Annotated in this window: 8 protein-coding genes; 4 read left to right on the forward strand and 4 right to left on the reverse strand. The window is 40.4% G+C overall.

Going from position 1 to position 16,393, the window contains the following annotated elements; all coding sequences use genetic code 11:
* Position 1 precedes the first annotated feature (1 nt).
* Entirely contained in the window at positions 2–7,270 is a 7,269-nt protein-coding gene (locus tag GLIP_RS05095) for a non-ribosomal peptide synthetase (RefSeq protein ID WP_008843517.1), read from the reverse strand.
* 241 nt (positions 7,271–7,511) lie between these two features.
* Between GLIP_RS05095 and GLIP_RS05100 the strand changes: the two genes are divergently transcribed.
* Genes GLIP_RS05100 through GLIP_RS05110 form a run of 3 tightly spaced genes read left to right on the forward strand, consistent with a single transcriptional unit; the run spans position 7,512 to position 11,101 of the window.
* The gene (locus tag GLIP_RS05100; protein ID WP_008843518.1) at positions 7,512–8,555 is read left to right on the forward strand and encodes a polysaccharide deacetylase family protein; all 1,044 of its coding nucleotides are present in this window, start codon (positions 7,512–7,514) and stop codon (positions 8,553–8,555) included.
* 54 nt (positions 8,556–8,609) lie between these two features.
* Complete coding sequence (locus GLIP_RS05105; protein ID WP_008843519.1) at positions 8,610–9,659, forward strand: glycosyltransferase; 1,050 nt, start codon at positions 8,610–8,612, stop codon at positions 9,657–9,659.
* 56 nt (positions 9,660–9,715) lie between these two features.
* Positions 9,716–11,101, forward strand: coding sequence for an undecaprenyl-phosphate glucose phosphotransferase (locus tag GLIP_RS05110; RefSeq protein WP_161602039.1), 1,386 nt, complete (start codon positions 9,716–9,718; stop codon positions 11,099–11,101).
* Between the two features lie 308 nt (positions 11,102–11,409).
* Here the strand turns inward: GLIP_RS05110 and GLIP_RS05115 are convergent, their stop codons facing one another.
* The gene (locus tag GLIP_RS05115; protein WP_008843521.1) at positions 11,410–12,036 is read right to left on the reverse strand and encodes a PEP-CTERM sorting domain-containing protein; all 627 of its coding nucleotides are present in this window, start codon (positions 12,034–12,036) and stop codon (positions 11,410–11,412) included.
* Between the two features lie 385 nt (positions 12,037–12,421).
* On the opposite strand from GLIP_RS05115, the gene GLIP_RS05120 reads away from it, so the two are divergent.
* The gene (locus tag GLIP_RS05120; RefSeq protein ID WP_008843522.1) at positions 12,422–13,441 is read left to right on the forward strand and encodes a heparin lyase I family protein; all 1,020 of its coding nucleotides are present in this window, start codon (positions 12,422–12,424) and stop codon (positions 13,439–13,441) included.
* Positions 13,442–13,494: 53 nt separating this feature from the next.
* Here GLIP_RS05120 and GLIP_RS05125 read toward each other — a convergent pair whose 3' ends face one another.
* Entirely contained in the window at positions 13,495–14,946 is a 1,452-nt protein-coding gene (locus GLIP_RS05125) for a lipopolysaccharide biosynthesis protein (RefSeq protein WP_008843523.1), read from the reverse strand.
* A complete protein-coding gene (locus tag GLIP_RS05130; protein WP_008843524.1) occupies positions 14,946–16,361 on the reverse strand; it encodes an O-antigen ligase family protein in 1,416 nt (471 codons plus the stop codon). The genes GLIP_RS05125 and GLIP_RS05130 overlap by 1 nt, the downstream gene beginning before the upstream one ends.
* Positions 16,362–16,393 lie beyond the last annotated feature (32 nt).

Below are 16,393 nucleotides of genomic sequence, written 5' to 3' on the forward strand. Positions count from 1 at the left end.
ATTATCGTCCCTGCCGCTTTTTCATGGCTGCCATTTTAGCAAGTCGTTGTTGACCACTTACTTTACTTTTTTGTTTCTCTACTTTTGGTGTCGATTCTGATTTTTCGCCAGACAATGAATCTAAATAATTCGCTAATGTCTTAATCGTTGTATATTGAAATAAGTCGACTAATGACACTTCTTTGTTCAACTTCTCGACAAGCTGAGTTTGCACTTGGGCCATTTTTAATGAATGCCCGCCTATGTCGAAAAAGTTTTGATTGATGTCGATTGCGTCTAAATCCAATACATTTTTCCAAATATCACTGACCAAGCTTTCCATCGATGAGCTAGCATTACTCACCGTAGTTTGGGTTTTCGCGCGTAATGATTCGGGAGAGGGTAAAGCCTTACGATCAACTTTACCGTTGAGGCTTAACGGTAATGAATCAAGTACAAACACCTGTGATGGAACCATATAGTCGGTAAGCGACTCTTTTAGAAATTCTCTAATCGCCAAAGCATCTGTGTTACTTGAGTTAACTGTACTTACGTAAGCAAACAGGGTTTTGTCGTAAGCTTGCGTTTGATGTGCTACCACCACGGCCTCGGTCACATTTGGGTATTTACGTAAAACCGCTTCTATTTCGCCCAATTCTATTCTAAACCCTCGCACTTTTACTTGGTGGTCAATACGGCCTAAAAACTCTAAATTTCCATCGGCTCGATATTTAACCAAATCTCCGCTACGATAAATTTTTGAGTTGGTACTATTCGAAAATTGATTTTCGATAAAACGTTCAGCGGTCAAATCTGCTCGATTAATGTAGCCACGAGCAACACCAACACCTGCTATCCCCAGCTCGCCCGGCATACCTGCAGGTAATCGATTGAGTTGTTCATCTAAGACGAATAATTGTGTGTTCGCTACCGGTTTACCGATGACGGGTAACCCTTCATCCGACTGATAACATTCCGCGTAACTTGCCCAAATAGTTGTTTCAGTTGGACCATAAAGGTTAAAGAAACGGCGTTCTGGTCCCGCCCACTTTTGAACCAGTTCAGCGGAGCAAGCCTCTCCGGCAACGGTAATAACTTTTAAGTCAGGTAAACTTTCATCACCTAGAGCGCTCAATGCTGTTGGTGGCAAAGTAACAACTTGCACATGCTGTTGATTTAACAGGTTAGCCAACGCTGGCCCCGGTAACACCGCTTCTTTTGCTCCCATGACTAGCGTACCTTGCGAGCCCCATGCCATTGCTAATTCAAATGCCGATGCATCAAAGCTCATAGATGCAAACTGCAATATTCGCATACCTGGCTGCAAACCAAAGCTGTCAATTTGAGCCTGTGCAATATTGCACCATCCACCATGCTCAAGCATCACACCTTTTGGCGTACCCGTAGAACCCGACGTATAAATCACATAAGCAAGGTCGTGAGGATTCGAATTGATATCTAAATTCTGGGGATCATGATGACTCACGGAATCTGAATCGTCGTAAGTGACGGTTTTGATATTTTGACTGGCGAACTTATCAGCATAAGTACCGCGAGTTAGTAATAAGCTAGCGCCAGAATCCGCTAACATGAAGTCTAAGCGTTGTTGTGGATAGCTCGGATCTAGCGCCATATAAGCAGCGCCTGATTTAAGAATAGCTAAAACACAGATAACGGTATCTAAAGAACGCTCGACACACATGGCAACTAAGCCGTTTCTAACCGCTCCATGAGTTATCAGTTCTCGGGCTAGCTGATTCGCTTTTTGATTAAGTTGTTTGTAAGTTAAACTTTGGTTACCAAATCGGAGCGCTTCTTCATCTCCCCTATTTTGCACTGCCAACTCAAAGAGTTGATGCATACATAATGCATTCTTATAGGGCGCATCAGTTTGATTCCAACTATTTTGTAGCGTAATTTCAACTGGTGACAGCAAATCTATCGAGCTAATTGTCTGCTCAGGAGCGTTTATAACGTTTTCCAATAAACGTTGATAATTCAAAGTCATTCGCTCAATAGTCTGTGCGGCAAACAGGTCTGTATTGTATTCCCAATAAGCGAGAATCTCAGAACCCGCCTCCTCTAAAGTGAGGTGCAAGTCATATTTTGCCGTACCTAAGTCGGCCTCCATTACGTTATAGGATAGCTGTTGGTTTTCGCTACGAGTTAAATCCGGATCACGAAAATCAAATGCAATTTGAAACAACGGAGAACGACTGGTATCACGGGGCGGTTGGAGCTTGTCAGCAAGATATTCAAACGGAATATTGTGATTTGCAACTGCATCCAAGGTGGTGTGATTAACAGCATCCAATAGTTGTTCGAAACTGCTTTGTTTAGATACGTCCGTTCGCAGTACGACGGGGTTCACAAAAAAGCCGATTAAATTTTCCACTTGGGCAAAATCTCGGTTTGCAACCACGGTTCCTACTAACACATCAGATTGTTGTGCATAGCGAGCTAACAGCACTTTAAACGCGGTTAACAAAAGTACAAAAGAGGTTTTATTACGTTGTTTGGCAAATTCTTGTAACTGCCCACTCAATTTTGCGGGAATGCACTGTTTAATGCGTTTGCCATTATAAGTTTGCACCTGTGGCCGAGGGAAATCGGTTGGAATGCCAAATCCAGACAAAGCGCCTTTTAAATTTTGTTGCCAGTACGCGAGTTGCTGTTGATAGTCGCCTTTTTCCAATTTGCCTTGTTGCCAAGCCGCATAATCTGCGTACTGCACACTATTTGCAGGCAATACAGGTAATTTTTGACCGGTATATATTGCTTCAAATTGTTGAAACAGTACTCGCATAGACCATCCATCACTAATGATATGATGCAGCGTTAACACCAAGGTGAACTCATCTTCAAAATTAACTAATGTCGCTCTAAGCAAAGGCCCATGCGTTAAATCAAATTGAAAGCGTCCTTCCGAAATTAAAAGCTGATTATATTCACTAATTGAAGCAACAGATTTCGTGTTTATGTGTGCTGAGACTGACTCCAAAACATGTTGTTTGGGGACGCCACCTAGAGATGGAAACACGACACGTAGACTTTCCTGACTACGCATTATGGCTTCAAGACATTGTTCTAAACGCGCGTGTTCAGGCGTATGGTCAAAACGAATACTGGCGGTGACATTGTAAGCACTAGATGGAATATCCAGCTGCTCTATAAACCACAACCTCTTTTGGGCAGAAGACAAAGGTAGTGGCTCGCTACGATCTAATATGGGGATGTCAGCTTGCTCTAAAATGTTCGACTCAGACTGACTGACAATTTGCTCAATCGCGGCCGCTTGTTGTTCACAAGTCGCGGCACTGAAAATATCTTTTAAGGTCCAATTTACCGCAAATTGAGTGCGAATAGCGGCGATCAACTTAGTGGCTGTGATAGATTGTCCGCCAACATCAAAGAAGTTCCATTGTATGCTGACAGTATCGAGATTTAGAATTTTTTTCCAGATTTCGACAACGGCTTTTTCTGTCTCAGTTTTAGCTGGCACAACTTCAGTGTTACCTTGCGTGGCAATAAGTGTTAGCGCCGCTTCATCGACTTGCCCATCACTTAAAAGTGGTATCTTATCGATCTGTAACAGCGGCGTTTCGAAAGATTGTGCAAAGTTATCGACAAAATCTAACTTTTCAGAGCCCGCAGTTCCTTCTGAGCTGCTAAATACAGTTGGCGTCAGGCTATTTAAGCAATTTGGCATTAAGCGACGAATAATGGGATTCTGAGGATCTAGGCCGACAATATATTGACCTGCTTCACCTTGCCCTAAGATTAAGCGCAAGCTATTTAAGGCCGCTTCAATATCTAATTCAAGAATCCCTCTTGCTCGTAGCGCTTCGATTGCAGTATTTCCTTCACTCATACCCGTTGAGCGCCAAGATGACCAATTGATGTCGAAACACCTTAAACCTTGTTGTCTTAGATTATGCGACAAGCCGTCTAGGGCACAGCTAGCCGCAGCATAAGCTCCTATCGTTGCACCACCAAACACACCAGCGGTTGACGAAAAATTAATTAAATTAGCTGCTGGGAATTGTGTAAGAATGTTGGCAAACGAATTAGCGCCCGCCAGCTTTGCCACGGCCAAATCTGAGAAACCTTGTACACTCTCTTCTTGCAACGTTGCTTCATGATAACCACCAGCTAAATGGAAGATACTGTGCAAGGTAACTTGTTGTTCTGACAACCAGGTTTTAACAGCTAAGTTCACAGCCTCGCTGTTTGTTACATCGGCTGTTACATAGGATAGATTGGCGGTGCTTTTTAGCCATTTTGACAAGTTTACATGCTGTTGTTTTACATCCTCCAAGGAACTGCGCCCGATGATTAAAATTTTTGCATGAGCCGAATGCAGTAATGTTTTAATCAGTTGCTGACCGATCCCCCCAAGTCCGCCGGATAAAACAAATCCAGCAGGTTGATTGGGAGCGAGTGGATCTGTTTCTATGGAAGTAAGTCGACAAGGATTCAGTTCAGCGCTAAAACGTTGTTGATTGCTCCAAATAATATCCTTACCAGCTTGTTTAGACTGCAATTCGATTATAATTTTGCTCGCAGCATCAGGTTCGTTTAACGCTAGGTCAATATGCACATAGTTGATGTCAGGCAGTTCTTGCTTTAGGGTTTTGATTAACGCGGGAAGCCCAGCGTTATCGGCTGTAACCTGACTACTCTGCCAAGATTGAGCACCTTGGGTGACATACATAAGCTGCAATTGTTGATCGTTCTCGACATATGAACATATCCCTGCTGCACACGCTACAATTGCCGAGTATAGTTGCGGCGAGTTCTCATCCCACGTTGATGTATCATCTTCGTCTTGAAGAGACCATAAACATAGAACGTAATCTATAGATGTTTTATTGTCTGATTCTGCGATGTGAGCCATTGCGGCTGTATAATCTTCACTTTGCACTGACCTAATTTGCAAAGGGTCATTGCCGTTCAAACTCAATGTATCAGACCCAGTAACCAAAATAGGTTCAGCCCCGAGCGTTTTGAGCTGGTTTACTAATTCAATACTAATGGTGTTTTGGTGTGCAAATATTACCACCTTTTTTTGCGCTAACGATTGAATAAGGACCGGTTGAGTCAACTGCCAACTTGGTTGAAATAACCATGCTGGAATACAGTGATTTCCTAATAACATGTCAGCTGTTTTTATTTGCTGATAAAAGTGGCCAGCTTCAAAGCTATTTTTTAACTTTGTACGCTGAATTTTACCAATCGACGTTTTAGGAATTTGATCTCTTTGCAGTGGTACAAGATATTGGGGACTTACGCCAGCTTTGCTCGTCACCTGACCTTTTATGGTGCGCAATAATGAAGCGGTTAGATTACCATCACATACAAAAAAGATTGCCAAGCACTCTTTCCCGCCTTGATGCGGATCAGCAACTGCACAGGCTGCTGCGAACGAACGGCTAATCTGCTCAATATCTTCTACGATGCTCTCAATTTCTGGACCCGAGTAGTTAACGCCGTTTACAATAATAACGTCTTTTTCTCGTCCGGTGATGGTAAGTTTGCCATCGACTAAGATACCTAGATCACCGGTATTGAACCAACCATCCTCGGTAAACGCCTCTTCATTCGCTTCCGGATTTTGATAATAGCCGTGAAAAACCGTGTGACCTTTAACCTGTAGACGTCCCACGTCACCTTCGTTTAGCACTTGGTTCTGGGCATCTGTTATGCGCATAAAATCGCCCGGCATTGGAGGTCCAACGGAAACATGCGAGTCAGAGTCACTGGTATTATCCAATTCAAAATCTCTGGCGTAAGTAATTCCCGAAGAAGTTTCAGACATGCCCCAAGCTGGGCACATTGCATGTTTGCTTAACCCAGAGGATTCAAATAACTGTAAAAACTGTCTTGCAGTGCTAGCAACGACTGCCTCACCACCGTTTAATACCAACTTAAGTGCCGACAAATCCCAATTGCGTTGTGCTATTTCTTCGCTTAAGCCAGCGATCAAGCCAAATGCAAAGTTGGGCGCAAAGGTAACACTTGCCTGATGTTGCTCGAGTAAATCTATCCAAGATAACGGGGCAGCTAGAATATCCGCCGCCGCAACGTGCACTTGAGTACAGCCTAAATAAACATCGCGCAAATGGAAAAAGATAATCCCTGCCACATGGTCCAAAGGCATCCAGTTCAATGAACGAGTCTGTTCAGAAAATCCATTAACTTGAACACTTCCTATGGAACGACTAATTAAATTTTTATGGGTAAGAGGGACACCTTTAGGCGTTCCAGTGGTACCAGAGGTCAACATAATCAAGGTGACATCTTCTTCTGACGCTTGATAATAATCACTATCAATTGAATTACTTTGTAGTTCGGTACAATTGATTACAGGCACAGCATTTTTTTGTTGTAACCATTGCATGGCAGATATGTCGGCATGCAATTCAGTTGAAGTTAAAATAGCTGCGTTACCTAGCATCGCACTTACCCGCTGAAGATTATCAATCGCACTTTGGTCATTTTGATAATCTGCAGCTAGAGCCATTGGGACCGGGACAAAACCGCCAAGCAAACATCCCCAAAAATTTATCAAAAACTCTGCATTATCGGCAAACTGGAAAATAAAAGGACTGCCTACCTTATGTCCCTGCTTACGCAATCCACATAAAACCTTGCTGGCTTGTTCTAATAGTTGCGGATAATCAAGACTGCGTTCCACTCCTTGTTTATACGAGACGATATTATTGCCATTATTTGCACTAGCAGCACGCAACAAACAATCCACGAGTACTTTAGGGGCATTATCTGGCACGTCCAATTTACCGCCATCACTATAGGCAATTTGATTGTTTGTTGTTGCGTTAACTTGACTCGTTTTTTGTTGTTTTTTAGCCGTATTTTGTGGGCTTGTTTTTACTTGAATTAAATCGTTTAAATATAATGGAGGGGTGTCAAAGCTGTTGGGAGTTAGCAGGGCTACTGCATCTTGTCGATTATGACTTGCAAAATGCTGTTCAAGATTTGCATTCAGATTATTCTGCTCAAATATATATAAACTATCCAATGCGGTGGTATCAATTTCGCCAAATTGATTTAAAGGAATGGTTGTAACGGGTACAACGAAATCAACCGAATGATTAGGCGGTAGAAACTCAAAAATTGAATTTTGAATTTCTTGTTCAGCATAAAATTCATCAACAACAACGAATAATATCGACTTTGATTTTCCACTCTTATCTGCTTTGTTATGCAGAAAGAAATCCGTTATACCAGGGTGGTCACTAATTAATTGTTCGAAGTTACTACCATGCATGTAAATGTCGTCCTATTTATTACTTCCTTTAGCATTCCATAATTAGAGTATGCTTCTCAATATAGTATTTGAGTAAAAATCTACGCGCTCGCCCAATTTCTTTCACTATCAAAACGTTAAACCAAAAAAATTGTAGGTTTTTTGACTAGTTTGTTGTTGAATCCAGTATATTGTATAAAATAACATCATCAAGACATTTAATGTCTAAATGTATAAGTGAGTAGGATGTTGGAGTTTATGAATGGATGTTGTTGAGTTGGCCCATAAAGCCATTAGCCCAATCTTATATTCTTTAGGTTTTTATCAAAGGAGTTGGTCTAGAAAAGCGAAAACTCAGGGAATTGTAGCCGTACCTTATTATCATAGAATTGTAGATAGTCATGAAGTAAATAGCGGATTGCTCGCAGATGAGCTTGGTGTTCCCGCGGATATATTCGAAGCACAAATGCGTTTTATGTTAAAACACTTCACACCGATTCGTCCTTCTCAAGTCAATGAAGCATTAAAAAAGCCAGGTTTATATTTTACCGTCACCTTCGACGATGGATTTGAAGACAATTACACTGTTGCCGCACCAATTTTAAAGAAGCTGGGAATATCGGGTGCGTTTTATGTAGTGAGTGATTATGTAGGAACCGACAAATTATTTTGGTGGGAGCAATTAGCTTACTTATTAAAAAATACCCAAAAAAAGCAAATTGATATAAGCCAAGTTTATCCACTTTGGTTAGAGCAAGAAAAACTCCCTAAAATTATACTTTTAGACTCTGCGGTGCACGTACAGGAAGCACAGAAAAAACTAGCCGCTGCGTTTCGCCACACCAAACCTTGTGATATCCCACAAACAATTCTAAAACTAGCGAAAGAACTAGCAGTTGCTGCCGTACAAATTGGTAGAGACCACCCACTGATGAATTGGGAACAGCTTCACGACTTACAAAATCAAGGTTTTGAAATTGGTGGACATACTGCAAGTCATATCAATTTAGGTAAAGCAGAAACGAACGATTACGCCCATGAAATTAATCAAAGTACACAAGATTTGTCGTCAAAACTAAAAAGCCCCGTGGAAACTTTTGCTTATCCTTACGGTACGTTTTCGCACTATACCCATGCCGCTTCAAAAGAAGTGGCTAATAATGGTTATACCTGTGCATTTACAACCAATAATGGTGTGATTACTCAATCGAGTGATAAGTATGAATACCCGCGATTTACACTAAATAAGAGTTGGCCTTTTGCCTGTGCGTTTAATGTCGCCAGTGCATTTCGTAGTGGGTCTTAAGCACGGTAAGCAATATTGGCGAAATTAACGTGATAACAAGGAAAAGTTTTTATTATGGTTAAGTCAGTAGCACTATTGATGCCTGCCTTGAATGAGGAAACTTCAGCAGTTGAAACCTTGGATTCAATATTCAAGTCAACTCGCTTGCCTGACGAAATCATTGTAGCGGATGGCGGTAGTACTGATAAAACTCGTGAAGTTGTAGCGAAATATCAAGATCGAGGGGTTAAGTTAATAATAATCGATAACCCTGATGTCTATGCCGGCGCTGGAAGAAATTACGCATTCGCTGCCTGCAATAGCGATATTTTAATGTTAATGGACTTTGGGAATACTGTCGCCCCAGATTGGATAGAAAAAATGGCCGTACCGTTCGAACAGAATCCAGAAATGGGGTTTGTAAGTGGCGCATTTATTCCTGATGCTGATAGCGATTTCGAACATGTTGTTGCTTCAATTTTGTACCACAACAATGCGTTGTTAGACAAAATCCCTATCGAAAAATTAATGCAGCAAATGCCGACTGACCACTCCCCCGGAGCATTAAGTTTAGCCATCAGTCGAGATATGTGGATCAAGGTACAAGGCATGCCAGATTGGTTACGAGCGGCTGAAGATAAATTATTTGGTCGGAAAATGATGACCTTTAAGCCGGTTTACGCACTTCTTCCTGAAGCCAGAATTAAGCACCATATGCGCAGTAACCTGTTAGATGTTTTCAAACAAATGCAAACCTATTCCAGAGGAAATGGGCGGACCAGATACTTACAAAAATATCTTCTGAAGTTACTCGCAATATACATCTTACCATTGATTTTTATACCATTTTTTCCAACGAAAATACTCTTAACTGCTATTGTTATAGGGGCATTAATGTATTTTTGGAAATCTGGTGTTTCAAAAGTTATTAAGGTTGACGGGAAATTACGTAAGCATAAATTTATTTTCCAATCGATTGGGATCGTTGTTGCACGTGATTTAGGTGTTATGTGGGGCACGTTGCTTGGCTTGTTTGATTGGCATATGAAGCCACAATTTAAACAAAAATATTATCAATATATAAAGGATACATCGTTAATCAATGAACCAATAATTGTAGATTAATGTTAAAAACAAAATACGGAATTTAGATCGTTATGAATGGTTTATTAAGACCTCATATGACAAAACTCACCGCTATTTTTCAGTTGGTCGATGGGATACTCATAGCTGGTTGTTATGCAATTATACACAGCAACCATAGGATAGTTTGGCAAGACAAAGACACATTGCTAATATTGATATCGTTAGTCGTTTTTTTTGTTATTGCAAAAAAATATGGACTGTATCGCTCTTGGCGAATATCAACAGTCGTCAAAGAGTCATTCAACATTTGCACAATATGGCTATATTCCCTGATTATATTGGTTTTTTTAGGCTATTTGTTACAGCAACTTCAATATTTCCGTCCGCAAATAATATTTACATGGTTAATCGCGACACCAATATGCTTGTGTGTTTGGCATGTCTTTGCTAGGAAAGTCTCACACTTTTTGAGGATTCGGAATTTCAATTCCAGAAGCGTCGCAATCTTGGGCTACTCCGAGTTGAGTAAACGCTTAGCCAACACAGTCAATAATGCGACTTGGATGGGATTACATTTTTGTGGTTATTACGATGACAGAATATGCAGTGATGGCAGCCGATTAACTAAAGATGATTTAGAAGATGAATTCTTTAAAGGCAATTTAGATGATCTAGTAAAAATGGCTAGACTGGGCGATATTGATATTATTTATATTACATTTCCCATATTTGCCGAAAAGCGTATTCAAGAGATTATTAGAGCCTTTTGTGACACAACAGCCAATGTATATCTCGCTCATGATTTCGATTCCTATAATATCTTAAGCGGCAGATGGGATATGTTGGGCGAAGTCCCTATTCTTAGCATTCACGAAAGTCCATTTCACGGTGTGAACGACTGGACTAAAAGAATAGAGGATATTTTAATTTGTATTCCCATCCTAATGTTAATTAGCATTCCTTGTTTAATAGTAGCGATTTCAATCAAGCTTGAATCACCTGGTCCAGTCATCTTTAAACAGAGACGCTATGGTCTTAATGGTAAAGAGTTTTCAATTTGGAAGTTTCGAAGTATGAAACACATTGAAAACGAAACAAATGTACCTCAGGCAACTAAAGATGACCCAAGAATCACTAAAGTAGGGCGTTTTATTCGCAAAACCTCGATCGATGAATTACCGCAGTTTTTAAACGTTCTGTCTGGAAAAATGTCGATAATAGGCCCACGCCCCCATGCTGTTGTCCACAATACCAAATATCGAAAAATAGTTGATCGTTACATGTTACGACATACGGTTAAACCTGGGATTACGGGCTGGGCACAAGTCAATGGGTTTAGAGGAGAAACCCAAACAACCGACAAGATGAAGAAACGTGTGGAGTTTGATCTGTTTTATATTCGCAACTGGTCATTGCTATTTGATTTGAAAATACTATTTATGACTTTCAAGGCATGCATATTTAACAAAAATGTGTATTAGGTGCTTGGTAACACCTAAATATCACTTAACGTCCTAAATTATAAGGGTTGTTTAACGCTCTTACAGGTTATCGGCTTATCAGAAATCCTTAGTGAAGGGAAAAATCAATCAGGACACTGGGGCAATCACACATTCAAAATAAGACTGACTACAAGTTTCAATTAATCTCATTTCACGCGCGATTTTATTTCTGCAAACTGACCGAACTATGCTTTCTGTTGGGGTAGGCCTTAATCACTTAATATAACGCAATTAAAAAACCCGGCTGTAAACAGCCAGGTTTCACATATATTACGCAAATAATGGGGTTATGCTTTTTTGCGTGAAACTCTTAATCCAAATAATGCTAATGCAAACAAAGCAAGCACGGATGGTTCTGGGATAACGTCAGCGTTATGTTCAACCAATAATTCAACAATCACAAAACTTCCTGCATCAATGACCAAATCAGCAATGTTAAAAGCAATATTTGAACTATCAAACAGTACATTGCTTTCTGAAAACCCTGCGATATTAGTTTGTAAATTGTCAAATCCAACTAACATGCCAGGATCATCTACACCCCAGCTTAGATTAGCAAACAACATCCCAATAAACTCTTGAGGACCAAGTCCTAAAGCTTCATTCAATGACATTGCTTCACCTTGTACAACCACCCCCCCTGGGAAAATGAACCCGAGTGCATTAGCTTCGATATCTGCAGTAACAAAGCCGTCCAAAAAGCCTACAGCTTCTGCACTACCTTCTTCTACCGTTACCGTAATCGGATTAGCTAATGTATCTGAACCGATGAATACCGGAGCACTCCCTGGAGTTTCAACAGACACTAGCGCAATATCTACATCCTGGCCAATTAATGATGCCTGAGCAGGCAACCAACAGATTAGCAAGGCCGTTGCACTAACAAGCTTCAAGGCTTTTGAAACGGAAATCATTTTTTATTCCTTAGCGTTTTTTAAATTAAATTTACTTTTATATACGTGATTTGTCTCTGCAATTTTTATGCACAAATCGTAAACTTAGATTTACAAAAACAATATCCGCTTGTTTTTTATACAAATTTAAATTTTGGCTTTGTGGGGTTACAATTAGCTCAATGCTTAACTGTAAAATTTTTCGACACCTAAAACTATTCGTCTTGCTGTATGTAGCAGCAAATAAAGCAAAACACGCCCTCGGTAGGGCGATTGTATACGCTAGTATTGATTAATAAATATTCTTCTATAATCATCTACTATATGATTGGTTTTCGTACAATTCATAACGCTAGTATTTAAGGGAGAAAGTATTAGGTTTGTTTTTTATTTTTCAGGATTCATTATGTTTATTAATTTTCGTCAGTCTTTTCTCGCAGTAACATTTGGGGTAATGGGTTTGGTCGCTTGTAGCGGCACTTCTACTGCCGCCAATTCAATAACCACAATTGGTGATAAAACCAAAATTGTAGCCGGTAATAAAACCTTCGAAGTAGATAAAGGTTTTGTTTTTGAAGTAAATCAAGGTTCACGCAAAAAAGTGGAGCAGTTTTATGATCCCGACTTTGTTAAAAATTCATATGCCAAGCAAAACAACACGGTTTATAGATTAGTGCCCGGATATGGCAAGTTGAAAGTACAGCGTAGCTTCAATGAAGGCTTTGAATCAGGATCGAATGTTCGTGATTTGATTGGTCCTGAGCACAACTGGACTTCAATGACGATCCAAGGAAAAGCGTCACCAGATGTTCAATCCTATGTAAAATTGCGCCATGACGTACTTAAAGGGAAAGATTTCGAAGATAATCGCTTAGATCCGTCAAATACTAAGAAGCATGCTGGGTCAAAATCTCTAAGAGCCATTACCAAAGCAGCTAGCTCTGGTTTGTCTGTCAATAAGGCCAGTATAGATTCAGAACTTGTATATTTCACAAAAGGCGACGACTTTTGGTTTAGCGGCTGGTTTTACATTGAAAAAGGAAAGCCCACAAGCATAATTGATTTAGAAAGTACCTATATGGTTCAAGCCCCTGGCATTAGAGTAATGCTGGATGATGATTTGCGTCCAAGCGTTGAGTTAAAGTTTGCCCATAAACCTACTTTTAATATGGCTTCTGGAAAAGACTATTCTATGCCTACCGGAAAGTGGGTGTTTGTTAGACTACATATTTATCTAATGGATTCTGATGCTGGTCGCGTAAGACTTTGGATGGATGATCAAAAACTGATTGATCAAGCCGGTCGTACCTTAACCTTATTTGATGCGGTTTATAATAGTCTACAAGTAGGTATTACTGCCGCGCCTGCCGCTATTGAAACCATTATGTATGTGGACGACGTGCGCTTAAGCGATGTCGGCCTGTAATACAAACATCAGTTTGCAATCCGAACTTTAACAAAATTGGAGTTCGGATACGCTTAACGACGAAATGAGGCCAAGTCTTGTTTCGTCTGTTTATCTAACAATGGCGTTTTCAACAACATCATTAAAAATACAGCCGCTACAGTTAGCTTTAGCGCCACACTATAAAAACTCACACTATCTGACATTGCCAAATTCACCAAAATTCCCAGCACCGTACCGACTGTCATAATAGATGATGCTCTAGACCAATCTAGAGTAATAAAGGGCGAGCCTAAAACAGAATTAATTAAAACCGTAGTGACGAGTCGGACGATGTTCACAAATAACAACGCTAAGCCCGCCCCGTATATGCCAAATTGATGAATTAATAAATAATTAGCTGGGATCCCAACCGCTAAAGTAATAAATCCAATCAACGGAATCGCCCAAGTTTTTTTATTATAGAAAATACCTAATTCGATATTCAAATTTAACGACGACAGGACAAAGGAAAGACCTAACAGAGGCAAAACTACCACAACGTCTAAATACGCTTCAGGAGAAATAAGCCAGACTATTTCTGTACCAAACAACGAAAGTAACAACGCAAAAAACATCATTACCGCTACGAATAACAGCAATATTCGATGAAACGCGCTTTGGTCTTCACCTTTTGCCAGTGTTTCAAATCGACGAACGAAGAATATTTGTGAAAACGGTGCCGCAATAAACATATGTAACATTGACGCTAATCTATGCCCTAATGAGTAAACCCCCACAGCAGCAGGGCCGATAATACTATTAATGTAATATCGCTCGACTGTGGTGAGCGCTGAATTTGCGAATGCAGAGGGCACCAGTGGTAACCCAAACAACAACATTTGTTTAAATAGCGTTTTAGAAAACCCGAAGCCGACACGAGAAAATGTAATTGCCAGCGCAACGAGAGATAAGCTACCTAATGAGGCTATTGTGGCGTAAATTATTCCCGGCACACCGAGTTTCCAGTAGACTACAAAGAGTAAATTTAAGCCGATAAATAGCACCGCTTTGCTAAGTGCCATGGCAAAATAAGACCAAGCTCGTTTGCGGATCACCGCATATCCCATTAGCAGTTCATATAAAATAGTAAAAACCAGACCTGCGATGGTATACATAAACAACTGCAAGTATTGTTGAGATTGAAACATTACCTCAACAGTGAGGCTGGCCAACGGATAAGCAAAGACTAAAATCAAACTGGCAATCGCGAAAAAGCCCAACATGGTGGTACTAACAACCAAATTTTGTTGCTGTTTACTGTTATTTCGCTCGAAATAAAAGCGGCTCATGGCACCCGCAAATCCCATTCCAAACACAATCGTAAACAGATCGCTCACTGCCATAATAATGGCATACAAACCATAGTCTTCTACCGATAATACATAAGTGTATACCGGCAAAAGTAACAAGCCCGCAGAACGATTGGTTATATTGGCAATTAAATAGATTTTTCCATGATCAACAATTGTTTTAACTTCAGACATTATTGATTTGCGGCCTTTTGCTTAGAAAATGAAATTGCAGCGCCAACAATAAAGAACATTAAGAACATTAGATACCAAAATAAGCCAGTATCAACAAAAAGGCCATTTAACATCCAATTGACTAATATCACTCCCGCATACATTGCAAAAACTCTAGATTCAGGGCTAATCATTTGGTTGGCAGATATCAACTTCAATTGCTTAAATGAAGTCCAAAGCACACCTAGATACAGTGCCAAACCGGTGAATCCGGTAAGTGCAAAAATATGTACAAATTCGTTATGGGGAACGCCGACGCCTGCTGCCCAATACGCTGAGATTCCACCTATATCGATGGTGTAATGTGGATGCGCCGTTTGAAATCCTTCAGTTCCAAAGCCAACGCCTAATAGCGGATTTTGGATGCCCATACTAATCCCAGAAACCCACAACGACAGTCGATTATAAATTGGTGCCAAAGAAGATAAGCGTTCTTGAATGGAGTTAAAATCCACTAAAAAAGGTAAAAGTACTATCGCCGCAACAGTCCCTAACACTCCGCAAAAGACGATCATTGGACGAACTTTGGCATCCAAATACGCAATAAGCATCATGGACACTGCAACTGCTAACCACGGAGCTCGAGTCTTAGACAAAAATATCGCTACACAAACCATACCTAAAATACCAATGATCGCCGTTCTCGCTAGGTGATCTTTGGTCTGGCTATAGCGAAACACGCCAAGAAATAATATTGTCGCTGCTACCGCGCCATATTCTGAAGAGTTAGCAAACGTACCGGTTACCCGTCCTTCGTCAGCGTGGGGAACTTCCAAATAATCAGGTACAAAAACATCCATCCCTAAAAAATATTGTAGAATTGCTTGGGCGGTCATAAACAGCCCAACTATCAACAAAATATCAATTAAGCGCAGAATTAACTGTAAATCCCAATTGAGACGGCGTGCAACCACAAAGCCAGAAAAACCCATAACATACTGAATTACAAAGAAGGCGTCTTGATTAGGTTTTGGTACATATGCACCTGACAAGACTGAAAAAAAGTAGGACAGAATAGCTACCAATAAAAAGCCCATGGCAAATTTTTCAGGACTAATTAATGGTTCAATAGACTTGTGGCTAAACAAAAAGTTTAGAAATAATAATCCCATAATACAGCCGAATAAAAAGCGCTCGGTATTGACAAAAGGAAGTGCCTGAATAGCAGTATTGGGAAATACGAATATAGTTGGAACACCGATTAGGAGCAAAATTGCAATAACGCGAATGCCAGAAAACAACATTAGCAACAGTGCAATTAAACCGATTAAAGCCCCCATTCCTGCCAATGAGCCTTTTCCGGCCATCAGTGCAAACACGCCACAAATAAAAAATGTTGGAAGCATCCAAAATTTAGAGTTTGTGGTAGCGAGCATTGCAAGAGGCTCCTTTGTCATTCACGCTTGGC

Origin of the sequence: Aliiglaciecola lipolytica E3, assembly GCF_000314975.1 — a bacterium.
In the GTDB taxonomy this organism is placed as follows: domain Bacteria; phylum Pseudomonadota; class Gammaproteobacteria; order Enterobacterales; family Alteromonadaceae; genus Aliiglaciecola; species Aliiglaciecola lipolytica.

Coding starts and splice junctions, on each gene's coding strand:
- GLIP_RS05095 (WP_008843517.1), bottom strand. CDS start 7,270: ATGCATGGTAGTAACTTCGAACAATTAATTAGTGACCACCCTGGTATA.
- GLIP_RS05100 (WP_008843518.1), top strand. CDS start 7,512: ATGGATGTTGTTGAGTTGGCCCATAAAGCCATTAGCCCAATCTTATAT.
- GLIP_RS05105 (WP_008843519.1), top strand. CDS start 8,610: ATGGTTAAGTCAGTAGCACTATTGATGCCTGCCTTGAATGAGGAAACT.
- GLIP_RS05110 (WP_161602039.1), top strand. CDS start 9,716: ATGACAAAACTCACCGCTATTTTTCAGTTGGTCGATGGGATACTCATA.
- GLIP_RS05115 (WP_008843521.1), bottom strand. CDS start 12,036: ATGATTTCCGTTTCAAAAGCCTTGAAGCTTGTTAGTGCAACGGCCTTG.
- GLIP_RS05120 (WP_008843522.1), top strand. CDS start 12,422: ATGTTTATTAATTTTCGTCAGTCTTTTCTCGCAGTAACATTTGGGGTA.
- GLIP_RS05125 (WP_008843523.1), bottom strand. CDS start 14,946: ATGTCTGAAGTTAAAACAATTGTTGATCATGGAAAAATCTATTTAATT.
- GLIP_RS05130 (WP_008843524.1), bottom strand. CDS start 16,361: ATGCTCGCTACCACAAACTCTAAATTTTGGATGCTTCCAACATTTTTT.